This window comes from Aestuariivirga sp. (assembly GCF_046294715.1).
In the GTDB taxonomy this organism is placed as follows: domain Bacteria; phylum Pseudomonadota; class Alphaproteobacteria; order Rhizobiales; family Aestuariivirgaceae; genus Aestuariivirga.
Genome location: NZ_JBKBKI010000051.1, coordinates 1 through 16,076, shown reverse-complemented (window position 1 = coordinate 16,076; position 16,076 = coordinate 1). Strand labels below are relative to the sequence as shown.

The window sequence follows — 16,076 nt, the reverse complement described above, 5'->3', positions numbered from 1 at the left end:
TCCCCGAGGTGCTGCTCGCGCGCGGCAGAGTTCAGCAGGTCCTCGGCCCTGGGCGTCCAGCGCGCAACGTCTCTGGAGACGGGGAGCGCGCGCACCGCTTCCGCCTCCCGCGTGCCGCCCGGCTCGCGCGTGAGGAGGACGGCGCGCCCCCTGCCCTCCAGCCTCTCGGCAAGGAGCCTGATCTGCGTGGATTTGCCGGAGCCTTCGCCCCCTTCGAAACTGATGAAGCGCCCGGCCATCTAGCTGCCGAAGATCATGATGAAGACGGAATCGAGCGCGCGCGACCACATCGAGGGCTCAGCCGGGACGGAGTCGGCGGTGAGCACCGGCACGTCGGCCACGGTCACGCCGTCGACGACGAAGCGCACCTTGCCCACTTCCTTGCCGGCTTCGACCGGCGCCATGAGCGGGCCGTTGTAGGCGAGCTTCACCTCCGCCATCTGCCGTTCCTGCTCGGTGAGCGCGACGCGGACATTCGCGGCGGCGAGAAGATCGACGCTGCGCGAGGTGCCGCCCCAGACGCGTGCCTGGGCCACCCTGTCTCCCCGCGCATAGACATCGACGCTGCGGAACTGGCGGAAGCCCCAGTCGAGGAGGTTCTGGGCCTCCTGCCGGCGCTCGTTGATGCTCTTCAGGCCGGTGATGACCATGATGAGGCGGCGCCCGTCGCGCATGGCGGAGCCGACGAGGCCGTAGCCCGCCTCGCGCGTGTAGCCGGTCTTCATGCCGTCCGCGCCCGGATAGTCCTTGAGGAGCGGATTGCGGTTCTGCTGCCTGATCTTGTTCCAGGTGAATTCCGGGATCGAATAGTACTTGTAGTATTCGGGGAAGTTCTGCGCGATGTGGCGCGCCATGATGGCAAGATCGCGCACGCTCATGCGGTGCTCGGGGTCCGGAAGGCCCGTGGCGTTGCGGAAGGTGGCGTTCGTGGCGCCGAGCTCGCGCGCACGGTCCGTCATGCGCTGGGCGAAGGCGGACTCGCTGCCCGCCATGGCATTGGCGATGACGATGCAGGCGTCGTTGGCTGACTGCACCACGACGCCCTTGATCAGGTCCTCCAGGCGGATTTCGGAATTGAGCTCGGCATACATGGTGGAGCCGCCCGACATGGCGCCGCCGCGCCGCCAGGCATCCTCGGTGACGGTGAATTTCTGGTCGAGCGTGAGCTTGCCGGCCTTCAACGCCTCGAAGACCATGATCATGGTCATGAGCTTGCTCATGCTGGCGGGGGGAACGGCGGTGTCGGCATCCTTCTCGAACAGCACGCGGCCCGTGCGCGCATCGATGAGGATGGCGTGGGGCGCCTTGCTCTCGAATGCCTCCTGGGCCGTGGCGGGCAGGAGGAAGCCGGCGATCAGCAGGAGCGAAAGAACGAGTCGGCGCAAGGGCTGGAACAGTTCCATGCGGGACAGGCTAGGCGGCTTCCTTGGCGAAATCAACGCGAGGCGGCCGGAGGGCCCTCCTCCGGCGCGTGCCGCGCCACCTTCTCCCATCCTGCGGACGGGAGAAGGGGTCCTTTTTTCCTCTCCCGCGCCTTGCGTGGGAGAGGATGGAACCCGGATGCTACTGCAGGGCGGCCTGCACCGCTTCGGTCTTGATCAGGCGGGCGTCGCCGTAGCCGGCTGCCTGGGCGTCGACGAGGGCGGTTTCGGCGTCGGCTTTGCTGGAGATGGGCCCGAGCCGCACGCGGAAGACGGGCCCCGCGGCGCCGCTCAGCTCGATGAACTGCACGGGCCAGACGGCGGAGAACTGGTCCCTGGCGCGCTGCGCGTTGCCGGCATCGGTAAAGGAGCCGAGCTGGACGTACCAGGAGATCTCCATTGCCTGCGCTTCCTGCTCCGCCGGCGGCGCATAGGCCACCGTCTCGGCAACGGCTTCGGGCTCCTTCCTGAGCTTCTTTTTCGGCTTCGCCTCCGCCACCATGACGTTCTCCGCAGGCGCCCTGCCCCTGCGGCGGTCGGCGGCGGCGATCATCTTGCGCATCGGCGTGCCGCGGTCGAGTTCCTTGTTCATGGCGATCAGGTGCTTGCCGTTGTCTTCCAGCGGCGCCGGGCCGATGTACTGGACGCGCACCGGCGCCTTGCCCTTGTGCTTGAAGTCCAGCACTTCCGCGGTGCGCTTCGAGAGATCGATGACGCGGGTGCCGACGAAGGGCCCGCGGTCATTCACGCGGACGACGACCTCGCGGCCGTTCTCGAGATTGGTCACCTTCACGTAGCTCGGAAGCGGCAGCGTGGGGTGGGCCGCGGTGAGGCGGTTCATGTCGAACCATTCGCCGTTCGACGTCTGGCGGCGGTTGAAGGCCTCGCCGTACCAGGAGGCGGTGCCCTTCTTGTCGTAACCCGGCTGTTCCTTGGGCTCGAACCAGCGGCCCGCCACCTCATAGGGCTTGCCGACGTGATAGCGCCCGCCGCCCCACGGCACCGGCCCCTTGCCCGGATAGACCGGGCTGCCCTTGCCGGCGAATGGATCGCGGCTCGCCTGCTTGTTCGAGGACGAACAGCCTGCGAGCGCCAGCCCGATGGCGACGAACACCACAGCGTTCCTGGCGAACTTCCACATACTCACCCACTCCGCCTTGCCGGCCAGCCGTGCGCGCCCCCCGCGGCCGTATCCGAAGCCCCACAGGCAGAGTATTTGCGCCGGGAGCGTAAACGTCGCGTTGGGAAGTATGGTTAACGAAAGCTAATCGGCGGGCACCGCCGCCTCTTTCTCGAGGCGGTCGATGTTCTGCTGGGCCTTGGGATTGCCCGCGGCGAGCGCCTGGCGGTAGAGCGCGAGGGCGCGCGGCTTGTCCACCGTCGTGCCCCAGCCCATCTCGTGCATGCCGCCCAGATTGTTGAGGCCCCAGGGATCGTTCTTGGCGGCGGCATCGCCGAACAGCTTGAAGGCGCGATTCAGGTCACGCGCAACGCCCTTGCCCTCGAGATAGAGCATGCCGAGATTGTTCTGCGCATCGGGGAGGCCCTGCTCCGCCGCCTTGGCGTACCACTCGGCAGCCTTGGCCATGTCCTGATCGGTGCCCTTGCCCTGCTGATAGGCCTGGCCCAGCGCGTTCATCGCCGGGCCGTGGCCCTTGGCGGCGGCATCCTGGTAGAGCTTCACGGCGGTGCCGAGATCCTGCTTCAGGCCCTTGGCGCCCCGCGCCACGAGACGGGCCAGGTGGTATTGCGCCTCGACATTGCCCTGCAGTGCGGCCTGGCGGAACCAGCGCGCGGCCTCGGCCTCGTCGGGCTCTACTCCCGTTCCCTGCTCATAGGCGAGCCCCACCTCGAACTGGGCATCGACGTCGCCCACCTTGGCGAGCGTCAGCTGCTTGTCGAAGGGGAGCTCCTTCAGCGTCTGGGCGGCGGCGGGACCCGCCAGTGCAAGGGCGGCGGCAAGGGCAAGAGCGGGGGTGATGCGCATCATGTGCTTCATTGGACGCGGATGAACTTCATCGACTTGCAGAAGACGGCGGCGACACAGCCATCGACCTTCATCGTGTTGGGGCTCTGCAGCTTCATGCGGGAACTGTAGGTGTTGCCGTCGTCCGGGTTGTAGATGGTGCCGGTCCAGTGGCCGTTGCCGGCGGCGCGCATGTTGGACAGGATGGTGAGGCCGATCACCGGGCGCGAACGGAGCGCGGGGTTGGGGTTCTCCTTGTCGAGCCGGGGGCGGCCCTTGTCGTCGCGCGGCTTCTTCAGCGCCACCACCCGCCCGCAGAGATTGCCGCCGCAGGGCGCGACCTTCACCGTGACCTTTCCGTTCGACAGGCGCCAGACGCCGGTGGCATCGCCCTCCCCGGCTTCCGCCGGGGCCGCCGAGAGTGCCGCGGCCAGTGCCGCCGCCGCCATCACATGAGTCCGCATCGCCCTCACCCCTGCTCTCCCGTCATGCGCCTACGCCCGGCCGCGCCGATTGCCGGACCTGTCCGGACGGGTTATCCTCGTTCCCCTCAGAAGAGGAGATTATGATGGGCAACCTCGCCACGCTCAAGACGGCCCGAACACTTGAAACCGACGAATGGCAATTGCGTGTCGACCTTGCGGCGGCATTCAGGCTCGCCGCCCGCTACGACTGGCACGAGGCGGTGGCCAACCACCTGAGCCTCGCCGTCTCGGCAGACGGCAAGAAGTTCCTGATGAACCCGCGCTGGAAGCACTTCTCACGCATCAAGGCCTCGGAACTGCTGCTCCTCGATTCGAACGACGAGGAGACGATGAAGCGGCCGGATGCCCCCGACCTCACCGCCTGGTCGATCCACGGCCGCATGCACGCCAACGTGCCGCAGGCACGCTGCATCATCCACCTCCACCCGCCCCATGCGACGGCCCTCGCCTCGCTCGCCAATCCCGAGATCCTGCCGATCGACCAGAACACCGCGCGCTTCTACAACCGCGTGGCGGTCGACCTCGATTTCGGCGGCATGGCCAACACCGACGCCGAGGGCGACAGGCTGGGCAGCATGCTCGGCAACAAGCAGATCATGATGATGGGCAATCACGGCGTGCTGGTCTGCGCCTCCACCGTGGCCGAGGCCTTCGACCTCACCTATTACCTCGAGCGCGCCTGCCGCAACCTGATCCTCGCCTACTCGACGGGCCAGAAGCTGCACGTGATGAGCCCCGCGGTGGCCGAGAAGACGGCGCAGGAATGGGAGGCGGACCGCGAGCAGTTCCTCTCGCACTTCGAGGAAATGAAGGCGATCCTCGACGAGGAAGACCCCTCCTACGCCGAATAGCGGGAATTGAGATCGCCGGCGAAGGCTGCTAGGAACGGCCCTCGCCGGCGCCTGGAGGGGTGGCAGAGCGGTCGATTGCGGCGGTCTTGAAAACCGTTGAGGGTTCACGCCCTCCGGGGGTTCGAATCCCTCCCCCTCCGCCACTTCAGCCCGGACAGTCTCCTGCGGCTCATCACGCGCCAGTCCCATTGCCTTGGTTTTCATTCAATTCTCGTCTGCGCACGTGCTGCGGGCTGTTGCGCGCTGCGGCAAGGGTCGGGACTTGTAAAGTCCGGACGGCAGTGAGATCATAAGAAGCAGTCGCTCTTGCATCCCGGGGAATGATGTTTCTTCTGAAGGAGAGAGTGCAATGCTTCTTTCTCGAGCTTCAGGCTGCTTCGTCTTGTTTGCTGCTGGCCTCGCTCTTTCGGCGCCAGGCGGGTTTGCAGCCCAGAAGTGGCCCCAGGACTCTGCCAGCAGGCAGGGACGATGCGACGCCCGGTGGGTGACCTGCGACAATGGATGCGACCAGTTGATCGACATCGGTACGGCTGTCAGCGACTGCAAGAAGCAGTGTGACGCCCGCCATCGGCGTTGCCTGAAATGGGCCGCAGAGGGAAGCAAGCCTCAACCCAAGTGATGAACTGCCAACCACCGACGGCTTTATCAATGGCTGCGCTTCACGCCCGGGTGGCCACGGCTGAAATCCGGAGTTGAGCGGTGTTGAACCGGACTGGGAGATAAGTGTATGAAAGTGCATGCTGCAGGAACGTCCGCAGAGCTTCCCGATGTCAGCCGGCGGACAGCCAAGCAAGCGACGTGTCGAAGCTCCGGCACGCGATGCAGCAGCGGCCCTCCGTCTATTTCGAGCATTTTGCCGAGCTGCTGAAGGTTTCTTCAAGGCAAGTGACGATGGACATCACGCCTTCCTACGCCGGCCTCGGCGCCGAAGTGCTGGAAGGCGTCAGAGCCGGCTTCGAAGAGAGGCAGATTCACGTCAAGGCCGTGTTCCTCATGCGGGACCCGGTGGAGCGCTGCTGGAGCGCCGTCCGCATGCAGGCAAGGAAGGAGCTCGGCCACACCGACGTCAATGAGGCCGACGTGCTTTCCTACGCCAGGTCCGAGAAAGCGGAAATGCGGACACGCTACGATGCGACCCTTTCGGCCCTCGAGTCCGTCTTCGGCCCCGAGGAGCTCTACATCGGGTTCTACGAAACCATGCACAGTGAGCTGCCGGATTTTGCGATCTCCGCTTTTCTTCAAGTGCCCTACAGGCCACGTCTCACCGAGCAGAAGGTGAACACCAGCCCGAAGCGCCAGAACCTCGGGGAAGACGCGAGAGGCGAGATCGCGCGTCACTACCGCGATGTCTATGATTGCGTGGCAGGCAGGTTTCCGCAGGCCGTAAAACTGTGGGATGGCTATCGCTACCTCTAGCGGCAGCCTGCCGCCCTCACGCGATGTTAACCAATCTTCCTGTCTACTCATCGCACGCATGGAGTGGGATGCTGCAGATGGGCATTGAAACCAAACTGCTTGTGCTTGCCGCCTCTCTGGCCCTGTCGGTGTTCCTGGGACAGGAAGCCACGAAGGCCGATGGACCCGGCGTCGATCTTACACCCGAGACGGTTTCGACACGCGCCGTCCGGCACTGCAATTCGCTCGGTTGCTGGCTGCTGCCCGGCCTCCTGGGAAAACTTCCTCCCGCCCGGTGAGGAAGCGCAGGCGGGACTAGGTCGCCAGGTTCGCCGCCGCCGGTTTTGCTGCCGCGACCCGTGCACCTATCGCCCCCGGCCTTTCAATGGCGCGGGTCTGCCGGTCTTGCCACCTCAGACAGACTCGTAGCGATTGTGTTTATCCCCTTGAACGAGTTTATCGAGTGATCATGGAAAGTTCTGCAGCCGCGAGGCGCGTCGAGGAGAGCCACGGGGAACGCAAGGCGGAAAAGCCCTCGATCGATCCGGGGATCGCCTGACTCTGTGGCATTGCGCGGCCTTTCGGATCGCCGCCGATCCCGCACACCTGGCACGCGAGCTCAATATCACGGCAGGAGAAACCGGCCCCGAGGACGTCGTGCGGGCCGCCCACCTGATCGGGCTCAAGGCCCGTATCCTCAAGGGCCAATCGCCGGACCGGATGGTGGCCGCCCCATTGCCTGCGATTGCCAGGCGAAAGGACGGCGGCTTCCTCCTCCTGACGAACACGAGTCAGGACAGCGTCCTGCGCATCGTCGATCCTTTCGGAAGGCTGCCGCAGGACCTGCCGGCCGCGGCGGACGAGCTACTCGGCTGCATCGCGCTTCACGACGTGAAGGCGTTCGAAAGAAGCCAGTTCGCTTGCGCCCGCCCACCTCCGCCGAAACCCCAAGTGTTCGCAGTCCACAAGCCCTTCACCTGCACATCGAGCCAACCGGCTCCAACAACGCCAATCTCATGCTGCTTGTATAGAGGCGTCGTGAGGGCGTCCATACCGAAGGACACACAGTCGAACGCGAGCTCCGCGGCCATGGCTTTCGCGATGACGGGCCCGGGAACGAGCGCCGCTGTGAGGCCCGCAGCCAGACCGCCGGCCAGAAGGTCTCCGAGGAGTATCGTGAGATAGGGCTTGGCACCGGTGTCATTGAGCTGCTTGTAAGTGTAAAGGAATCCGCCCACGCCTCCCTGAAGCGTCAAGTTGATGCCGAAGGGACTCAGTGCTACTCCAACCTCCTCCACGGTTTCGATGACTTCTTGCCCGACGGCCTCGGCCGAAGCTTCCATGCTGGGCAGTTCAATCCCCGTGACCGCCTCTATCTCCCGCTCGAGTATCGACAACTGCCCCACGATTGGTTTGAGGGCCAGGGGGTTTCCTTCGAGTTCTGCGCCGAGGCCGATGGCAGAGTGCCATTCCCAGGTCTTTGTCCCATCCGGGTTATCCCACCTTCGGAGTTCACGAACGCCAAATGCTCCATAATCACCCGCAAGCTTGCCGCTAAGAGCAGACGGGTAAACGCCATCAAGGTCAAGAAAACGTATTGCGAGTCCATTGACCAATTGGCCGTTCACCATCTTGCTCATGTGATTAAACCGGAGTTGCCCCCAACTGATCGCTGGACCCTCGTTCGCCCACCCCGTGATCTCGAACCCAAGGTCAAATCTGCTCATCTTGTTGACGAACTGCTTGTAAGTTATCTTCTCTTCGGAGATCGGCTCTTCGATAAGGCTATCCATGCTTTCGACTGCCGCAGCATACTCCGCACCCGCATCTTCGAAGCTCTTCAGGATGGGGTCGGTCTCGAGTCTGCTTGTATCTCCGGTTCTGATCATATCCAGGTAAGTTGAAAGCAGACTGATGCGGTTCAGCGTGACCGCCGCCTGTTCGGCGTTCTGGTTCATCGCTGCCATGATCACGGCGGTTACTTCATCCGTGAGTCCCGTCTTCAGGTCTGATCTTGCCTTTGACAGCATCTCACTGGCGTGGGAGGACAAGCCCTGGAGACCGAGGAGTTTTCCCAGTCCCAGTTCGAAGGCTCCGAGGACAGCTTCGCCGCCCGCTTTCAGGGTTTCGAAAATACCTTTCCCGAGGCGTCCCGCAGCGTCGATCTCGTTTTCCACCAGGGTTTCAGTCTTCTTCCAGAACAGTTTCAGCGCATCGAGACCTCCACTGCCCGACTTCGAAATGAAGTCTGCCACCTTGTGCGCCCAGTTCGGCAACCAGTTTGCCGAACTGCCGCTTGCCATGGCATTTTGCGCATTCTCCCGCAGCGCATCGCCGAGAAGGGTTCCTTCGGGAAGAGCTGCGTCAAACGCCAGGGCGTTCAATTGATCGGCCGACCATTCCTTCCCGTCAGAGAATCTGATGCGTTCGATCGCACCGTGGAGCTGTTGTCCCAGTCTGACTGAGCCGCCTCTCGGCCCGCCAATGGTGAGAATGATGTCGCTTCCAGAGAAGCCAACGCTCACGTCAGAGGCCGTGATTCCCTTACCCAGGAACAACGTATCGTTGCCACCGCCTCGGATGGCCTCCTGAATGAAATCATTGCCGCTTCCGCGATTCCAGCGATAGGTATCGTTTCCCTTGCCGCCCGCCAGGAAATCGTCCCCGGTGGTTCCCGTCAGTGTATCTTTTCCGTTACCGCCGGATTCGACCTGGTCATAGACCTTCTCCAGCAAATCTGCCGCAGACCACGTCTCGCCACTCGCGAACTTGACCTGGTCGATCACACCCCAGATCTGATTGCGCAAGATCAGGCTCGCGCTTGTCTCGCCGGCGATGGTGAGGACGAAATCTCCGCCCGAACGCGCCGCGGAGACGTTCGATCCTTTGACGCCATCTCCGAAGAGCAGCGTGTCGTTGCCCCCGCCGACAGCCTCCTCGATTGCATCGGAACCGTCGCCGGGTCGCCAGAAATAGGTGTCGTTGCCCGCCCCGCCTTCGAGCGTATCGTTGCCCAGGTATCCTGTAAGGTAATTGTCCTTGGCATCGCCGATCAGTACATCGTCGTACACGCTGCCATGCACATTCTCGATGTCGACCAGACTGTCTCCCTCGGCATCCCCTCCGCGACCAACCCCGTCGCGGAGATCGACCTTCACCCCAGAACCGGAAGTGAAATAGGCGGCTGTGTCATTGCCCTCTCCGCCGTTCAGCGCATCCGCGCCGAACCCGCCCCGCAGCATGTCGTTGCCGCTTCCGCCAGCAAGAACATTGTTGCGGTAATCGCCGTAGAGGAAGTCATCGAACCTGCTGCCGGTCAAATTTTCGATGTTGACGAGCGTGTCGCCTTCTGCATCGCCGCCTGAACCCTTTCCGGGTCCGCCGAGAGAGAAGAGTTGCACAATCACGCCTGCTTCAGACGTGTCGTAGGAGGCCGTATCCGAACCATCTCCCCCGTCGAGCGTATCCGCGCCTGTTCCCCCCACCAACAGATCGTCCCCGCCGCGTCCGTTCAGCTTGTCTCTGCCGCTTCCTCCACTAAGCGAATTGCTCCCGCCATCACCGGTGAGAACGTCGTTGTATGAACTTCCCTCCAGGTTTTCGACCCCGTAAAGACTGTCGCCCTGCGCATCACCACCTGAAGCTTTTCCGGTGGAGAGGTTCACCGACACGCCACGCTTCGAATTCTCATAGGTGACCGTGTCCGTTCCATCATGGCCAACGATCAAGTCCGCGCCCTCGCCGCCATCGATTCGGTCGTCACCCTCGCCCGCGCTGATGGTGTCATTGCCACCCGCCCCGCGGATCGTGTCGTTGCCAGCGCCGCCGGACAGCCAGTTATTACCGTTCGATCCGGTGATGTCGTCGTCCCCCTCCTCGCCATAGATCACATTGTACGACGTCGACTGCCGACCCTCGTCTTCGAACGGCCTGACGACGTCGTTTCCCGATCCCCCCATAACGGTATCAATACCTCCGCCATAGAAGATCCTGTCGTTTCCGCCGAAGGCAAGAAAAAGCTCGTCACCATCGCTCCCGACCAACGTATTGTCTGCACCATCGCCACGAATCTCAGTTTGGACGAGCGCCCTGAGGTGTGGTGCGGCATCGGCGTAGGGGCGCAAATCATCCGCTGACCCATTTTCCGCTGCGACTGAGATGTTGAGCACGGCCGCAGGGTCGTCAGAAACAAGGCTGCGGCGTCGTTTGCGCGCAGCAAGCCCTCTCGACCGACCCCGATTGTCTGCAACCACGTTAAAGCTTACGTCCGCCATTTCCGGACCCCCCCCCCACTATTTCTTGCCGTAATGTCAGGCTTCGGAACGGTGACCGACTCTACAATACCAAAAGTACAATTCAACTCTTAATAGCGTAATCTTCCCGTTTGGAATACTATTACCTTAGGATAAGTAACACTCTCTTTGATTGTGTAAATCGCCATTATGGATTATGCGATCCTCGGATTGAGCTTATAGGAGGTACGCTGCATGGAGAGTTCTGCCGCCATCAGGCGCTCGGGCGACACCGGGAGGCCGGGACAGCAGGACGCGCTGCACCCGGACGCTGGTATGGCGTGCCTGTGCGGCATTGCTGCCGCCTTTCAAGTTGCCGCCGATCCTGTGCACCTCGCAAGGGAACTCAGCCTTTCCGAGCGCGGAGCCGGCCCGGAATACGTCGTAAGGGCCGCCAGGCTGATCGGGCTGAAGTCACGCGTCCTGCGGGGGCAGGCGCCACAACGGATGGCGGCCGCGCCGTTGCCGGCCATCGCCCGGCGCAAGGAAGGTGGCTTCGTCATATTGGCGCATTCGAACCAGGAGGGCTTCCTGCGGATTGTCGATCCGGTGGCAAGGCTGCCCCAGGACGTTCCGGCCGATGTGGCGCTTGGCCAGCTGGAGCCGCTCCTCATTCTCGTGCAGCGCCGCTTCCTCGGAGCCGGTGCCGATCCCGGCGGCTTCAACATACGGTGGTTCCTGCCTTCGCTGCTCCGCTACCGGAAAGCGCTCGGGCACGTGCTCCTCGCCTCGCTGTTCATCCAGTTCTTCGCGCTCGTTTCGCCGCTGTTCTTCCAGGTGGTCGTGGACAAGGTGCTGGTGCACCAGAGTCTCTCAACCCTCTACGTGGTGGTCGCCGGGCTCGTCGCAGTCACGATCTTCGACCAGCTCCTGCAGTGGATGCGCACCTATGCGCTGACGCACACGACGAACCGGATCGACGTCGAGCTCGGCCAGCGGCTCTTCGCGCACATGATGCGGCTGCCCGTGGGCTATTTCGAAACGCGGCCAGCGGGCCAGACGGTGGCACGGGTGCGCGAGCTCGAGAGCATCCGCGGCTTTCTCACGGGGCCTGCGCTGTTCACCGTGCTCGACATCCTTTTCGGCACGATCTTCCTGGCGGTGATGCTGAGCTATTCGGTGAAGCTCACGCTGATCGTGCTCGTCTCCTTTCCGCTCTATTTCCTGATCGGCTTCCTGATCGGGCCGGTGCTGCGCGAGCGCATCATGGAGCGCTTCAACCGCGGCGCCGAAAGCCAGCAGTTCCTGATCGAAACCGTGGTGGGAGCACCCACGGTGAAGGCGGCGGCCGTCGAGCCTTCTATGCGCATGCAGTGGGAAGAGCGCCTCGCCGCCTATGTGCGCACCAGCTTCCGCGCCAGCATGACGGCGGCGACGGGCCAGGGCATGATTCAGCTCGTCAGCCGGCTGACCTCGGCCGCGATCATCCTGTTCGGCGCGCAGGCGGTGATCAACGGCGAGATGACGGTCGGTTCGCTCATCGCCTTCAACATGTTCGCCAACCACGTGTCCGAGCCGGTGCTGCGGCTTTCACAGATCTGGCAGGAGTTCCAGCAGGTGGGGATTTCGCTCGCCCGCATGGGCGACATCCTGAACACGCCGCCGGAACCCTCGAACCCCCGCATGGCCGCCCTGCCCCCGCCGCGCGGTGCCATCGCCTTCAAGCGTGTGCACTTCCGCTATCCCGGCTCATCCCAGGACGTGCTGAAGGACATCAGCCTCTCGATCAAGCCCGGCGAGATGCTGGCGATCGTCGGGCCCTCGGGCTGCGGGAAATCCTCCCTCGCCAAGCTCGTCCAGCGCTTCTACGTACCGCATGAGGGACAGGTGACGATCGACGGCGTGGACCTTTCGCAGGTCGATCCCTCCTGGCTGCGCATGCACATCGGCGTGGTGCTGCAGGAGAACCTGCTGTTCAACCGCAGCATCCACGACAACATCGCGCTTTCCAACCCGGCGCTGCCGCGCAGCCGGGTGATCGAGACGGCGAAGCTTTCGGGCGCGCATGACTTCATCTCGAAGCTGCCCGCGGGTTACGACACCATGATCGAGGAGCGCGGCGCCAACCTCTCCGGCGGACAGCGCCAGCGCATCGTCATCGCCCGCGCCCTGGTGACCAACCCGCGCATCCTGATCCTCGACGAGGCGACGAGCGCGCTCGACTACGAGAGCGAGCGCATCATCCAGCGCAACATGCGCCAGATCGCGGAGGGGCGCACGGTGATCGTCATTGCGCACCGCCTCTCCACCATCCGCAACGCCGACCGCATCGTCGGCATGCTCGACGGCCGCATCGTGGAGACGGGCACCCATGCCGAGCTGATCGACCGGCCGCGCGGCCTCTACGCCCGGCTGTGGGCGATGCAAAGCGAGGGAGATCAGGCATGAGCGCGGTGGAGAAACTGCACGATCCGGGTGGCGACAGCGCAAAGCCGCTGCCTGCGCCTGCCCAGAAGGTTGCGCCTGCGCCAGGAAAGAGTCCGCGTGCGAACCGGGAGCTTACACGGCGCCCGCCGGCGCGGATGCACCGCGACGACCAGGAGTTCCTGCCGGCGGCGCTCGAGATCCTGGAGCGGCCTGCATCGCCGATCGGCATCGGGCTCCTGCTCTTCATCTGCGCGCTGGCGACGGCGGCGCTCGCGTGGTCGTGGTTCGGCTGGACGGATGTCGTCGCCGTGGCCCAGGGCAAGGTGCAGCCCAGCGGAAGGGTGAAGACGGTGCAGTTCGTGGAAGGCGGGCGGGTGGCGCGCATCCTCGTCGAGAACGGCGCCATGGTGAAGCAGGACGATCCGCTGGTGGAGCTCGATTCCGCCGATGCCGCGGAAGACGTGCGCGCTCTCACCGCCGCCTTTCACTCGCTCTCCGCGGAAGTGCTGCGGCGCATGCGCAACGTGGAGGCGTCTGCCGCGGAGGATTTCACCGACGCGGCGATCGCCTGGCCGGAGAACATTCCCGGAGACGTGCGGCGGCGAGAAGAGGAACTGCAGCGCGGCGAGTTGCGGAGCTTTGCGGCAGAGCTGCGCACCATCGACGGACAGCGTCAGCAGAAGATCGCCGAACGCGAACGGCTCACGGGCACGATCCGGGCACTTCGCGACCTCATCGCGCTTCTCGATGAGCGCGTGCAGATGCGCACCACCCTGGAGAAGAACCAGGTGGCCAGCCGCGCCGTGGTGATCGATGCCGCCGAGGTGCTCAGCCAGCAGCTCGTGACCCTCGCGCGCGAACAGGGCCAGCTTGCCGAAGTGGCGCGGGCACTCGAACTTCTCGAACTGGAGCGTGACAGGATCAAGGAAACCTTCGCCGCGGAGAACCTGACGAAGGCGAGCGAGGCGCGCCGGCAGATCGAGGACGTGGCGCCGCGCCTCGCCAAAGCGGAACTGCGGCTCGAGCGCATGACCCTGCGCAGCCCGGTGGACGGGATCGTTCACGCCTCCAGCGTCACCAGCATCGGTCAGGTGTTCAGCCCCGGGCAGGAAGTGATGCGCATCGTGCCGAGCGGCTCCCGGCTGGAGATGGAGGTCTACCTGCCGAACCGCGACATCGGCTTCGTCGAGCCGGGCCAGATAGCAGCCATCAAGGTGGAGGCCTATCCCTACACGCGCTACGGCACGATTGCGGCGAAGGTCTCCCGCATCGCCCATGATGCGATCCCCGAGCCCGACGCGCGCATGAGCGAGGCCGACCCGACGCGGCTCGGCCCCAGCCTTCAGGCCGCTGGCGCGCAGCGCGTGCAGTCACTTGTGTTCCCCGTTACCCTGGTGGCGGAACGCGACAGCCTGATCGTGGACGGGAAGACGGTGCCGCTGGTTCCGGGCATGGCCGTCTCGGCGGAAATCAAGACGGGAAAACGCCGCATCCTCGAATATCTGCTTTCCCCGATCCGCGAGGTGACGAGCGAGTCGATCCGCGAGCGGTGAGCGGCGCGCTGGCGACGGCGGCGGATGTTTCTGTGCATGACGTAACGTCCCGGCTGTAGGGCGGTTAAAGATACTCTTCCTTCCCTAGCGTCATTGAAAATAGACGGGCGCATGTGCGGTTTTTCACGCCCAATGCGCCTGATCGGACCCGCGACAGGACGGCCGACGCTCATGCAGGGCGACGATAGATCGAATGCGCGAGGCGAACTCGTCCACGGCTACGGCCCTGACCGCTTGCGGTATGTGACCGATGTTTCGAAATCGGCGGATTATACACATTCTGATTGTAAGTATAGAATCGGGCGGTATAGTCTGACCTCACAAGCTGGGGTAGATGTCAAGAAATTTCCCTAGCGTAAACAAAAAACTTGGGGGGAAAACATGACGGACACAACATTCGAGATGCGGATTGGCACTCTCTCGCCGGAGCTAGCTGCTCCCGCGGGGGACTTCAGCGAAATACTACAGCCAACATCGCGCCGCCTTGGCCTGGAGGAAGCGCAGGACGTTGCGTCCGGCGTTTCCGCCGTTCCTCCTTCCGCCCAGCAGGTCCGAAGCTCCAAGGCAGTGATTCAGGGCACCGAGGGGAATGACGATCTGACCGGCACCTCCGCGGATGACACGTTCTACGGCAAGGGCGGCCACGATAACATCGTGACCAATGGCGGGAACGACATCGCCTACGGCGGGGATGGCCGCGACTCTCTCGTCTCCAACTCCGTAGACCCTCAAGAGGGGGTGAAGTTCTACGGCGGCAACGGGCACGACATTTTGAATGGTGGCAGCGGCGCAGACTGGCTGGAGGGAGGCACAGGCGACGACTGGCTGTGGGGCAAAGACGGGGACGATACGATTCTCGGCGGCCAGGGCGACGACAACATCCACGGGGGCGATGGCAAGGACACGATCGACGGCGGGGAAGGCGCATCAGACGTGCTCTACTACACATTTTCCACGAGCGGCGTCACGGTGGACCTCCAGACGGGCAAAGGCTCCGGCGGGGAAGCCGAAGGCGACATCTTCAGCAATATCGAGATCGTGTTTGGCAGCACGTACGACGATGTTCTCCGGGGCGACGACAAGGCCAACACGCTCTATGGGGGTGCCGGGGGCAACGACTGGCTCGAGGGCCGGGGCGGATCGGATCGTTATTCCGTGACAGGCTATACCGGCGGTCACGTCAGAATCATCGAGGGAGCCACGTCAGGCGCCGATCAGCTGACGACTTATGTTGATGACCCCGGCAAGCTGGTCTTCACCAGCAGCGGGAACGACGTGGTGATCACGGTGGAGGGTGATTCCTCCCGCAGCGTGACGCTGGTCGGCCAGCTCAGGACGGCTGCCGGCGAGGGCCACGGCGTTGAAAGCGTCGTGGTGTCTGACTACGCGACATCGCGCACCTACTCGCGTGACGAGATCATGGCGATCGTGCTTGCGGGCGACAACACTCTGACGGGCGACAGTGCCGCGAACACCATTCTCGGCCTGGCCGGCAACGACGTGATCAAGGGGATGGACGGCGACGACACCCTGCGTGGCGGTGATGGCAACGACTGGCTGGGAGGAGGGGCCGGGAACGACGCGCTGATGGGCGAACAGGGCAACGATGTTCTCTATGGCGGCGAGGGCAACGACGAGCTGTGGGGCGGAACGGAAGACGATGAGCTTTGGGGCGAGGCGGGCTCGGACAAGCTGATGGGCGATGACGGCAACGACACGCTGCGCGGCGGCTCGGGGGCGGACGAG

General features: G+C 63.9%; 12 protein-coding genes and 1 tRNA gene. 7 read left to right on the top strand and 6 right to left on the bottom strand.

Translation table 11 applies throughout. The features are described from left to right. The 5 genes from ACK4HL_RS19655 to ACK4HL_RS19635 all read right to left on the bottom strand — a co-directional run. Window positions 1–239, bottom strand: a 239-nt coding sequence (locus ACK4HL_RS19655) for a dTMP kinase (RefSeq protein WP_409764279.1), incomplete at its 3' end; no start/stop codon positions are given. Next, entirely contained in the window at window positions 240–1,403 is a 1,164-nt protein-coding gene (locus ACK4HL_RS19650) for a D-alanyl-D-alanine carboxypeptidase family protein (RefSeq protein WP_409764276.1), read from the bottom strand. A 160-nt stretch (window positions 1,404–1,563) separates the two neighbouring features. Further along, window positions 1,564–2,562 carry a septal ring lytic transglycosylase RlpA family protein gene (locus ACK4HL_RS19645; protein ID WP_409764273.1) on the bottom strand — a complete coding sequence of 333 codons (999 nt, stop codon included), beginning with the start codon at window positions 2,560–2,562 and terminating at the stop codon, window positions 1,564–1,566. Between the two features lie 123 nt (window positions 2,563–2,685). Continuing rightward, window positions 2,686–3,420 (bottom strand): tetratricopeptide repeat protein, encoded by a 735-nt coding sequence (locus ACK4HL_RS19640; protein WP_409764270.1) that lies wholly within the window; start codon window positions 3,418–3,420, stop codon window positions 2,686–2,688. Further along, the gene (locus ACK4HL_RS19635; protein ID WP_409764267.1) at window positions 3,417–3,851 is read right to left on the bottom strand and encodes a DUF2147 domain-containing protein; all 435 of its coding nucleotides are present in this window, start codon (window positions 3,849–3,851) and stop codon (window positions 3,417–3,419) included. Before ACK4HL_RS19635 ends, ACK4HL_RS19640 begins: the two co-directional genes overlap by 4 nt. Before the next feature lie 104 nt (window positions 3,852–3,955). Here ACK4HL_RS19635 and ACK4HL_RS19630 point away from each other — a divergent pair, with 104 nt between their 5' ends. The 4 genes from ACK4HL_RS19630 (at window position 3,956) to ACK4HL_RS19615 (ending at window position 6,417) form a co-directional block, all read left to right on the top strand. After that, window positions 3,956–4,723: a class II aldolase/adducin family protein gene (locus tag ACK4HL_RS19630; protein ID WP_409764264.1), complete on the top strand. Its 768-nt coding sequence runs from the start codon at window positions 3,956–3,958 to the stop codon at window positions 4,721–4,723. Between the two features lie 53 nt (window positions 4,724–4,776). Further along, window positions 4,777–4,866, top strand: a tRNA-Ser gene (locus ACK4HL_RS19625). Between the two features lie 655 nt (window positions 4,867–5,521). Then, window positions 5,522–6,139, top strand: a complete 618-nt coding sequence (locus ACK4HL_RS19620) for a hypothetical protein (protein ID WP_409764261.1) — start codon at window positions 5,522–5,524, stop codon at window positions 6,137–6,139. Window positions 6,140–6,207: 68 nt separating this feature from the next. Beyond that, window positions 6,208–6,417, top strand: a complete 210-nt coding sequence (locus ACK4HL_RS19615) for a hypothetical protein (protein WP_409764258.1) — start codon at window positions 6,208–6,210, stop codon at window positions 6,415–6,417. A 585-nt stretch (window positions 6,418–7,002) separates the two neighbouring features. Here the strand turns inward: ACK4HL_RS19615 and ACK4HL_RS19610 are convergent. Then, complete coding sequence (locus ACK4HL_RS19610) at window positions 7,003–10,392, bottom strand: hypothetical protein (protein ID WP_409764255.1); 3,390 nt, start codon at window positions 10,390–10,392, stop codon at window positions 7,003–7,005. A gap of 213 nt (window positions 10,393–10,605) precedes the next feature. Between ACK4HL_RS19610 and ACK4HL_RS19605 the strand changes: the two genes are divergently transcribed. From ACK4HL_RS19605 to ACK4HL_RS19595, 3 genes are all read left to right on the top strand, one after another. After that, on the top strand, window positions 10,606–12,798 hold the full coding sequence (locus ACK4HL_RS19605) for a type I secretion system permease/ATPase (protein WP_409764252.1): 2,193 nt from the start codon (window positions 10,606–10,608) through the stop codon (window positions 12,796–12,798). A 134-nt stretch (window positions 12,799–12,932) separates the two neighbouring features. Continuing rightward, on the top strand, window positions 12,933–14,330 hold the full coding sequence (locus ACK4HL_RS19600; RefSeq protein ID WP_409764249.1) for an HlyD family type I secretion periplasmic adaptor subunit: 1,398 nt from the start codon (window positions 12,933–12,935) through the stop codon (window positions 14,328–14,330). A 381-nt stretch (window positions 14,331–14,711) separates the two neighbouring features. After that, a partial coding sequence (locus tag ACK4HL_RS19595) for a calcium-binding protein (RefSeq protein WP_409764246.1) occupies window positions 14,712–16,076 on the top strand: 1,365 nt, incomplete at its 3' end.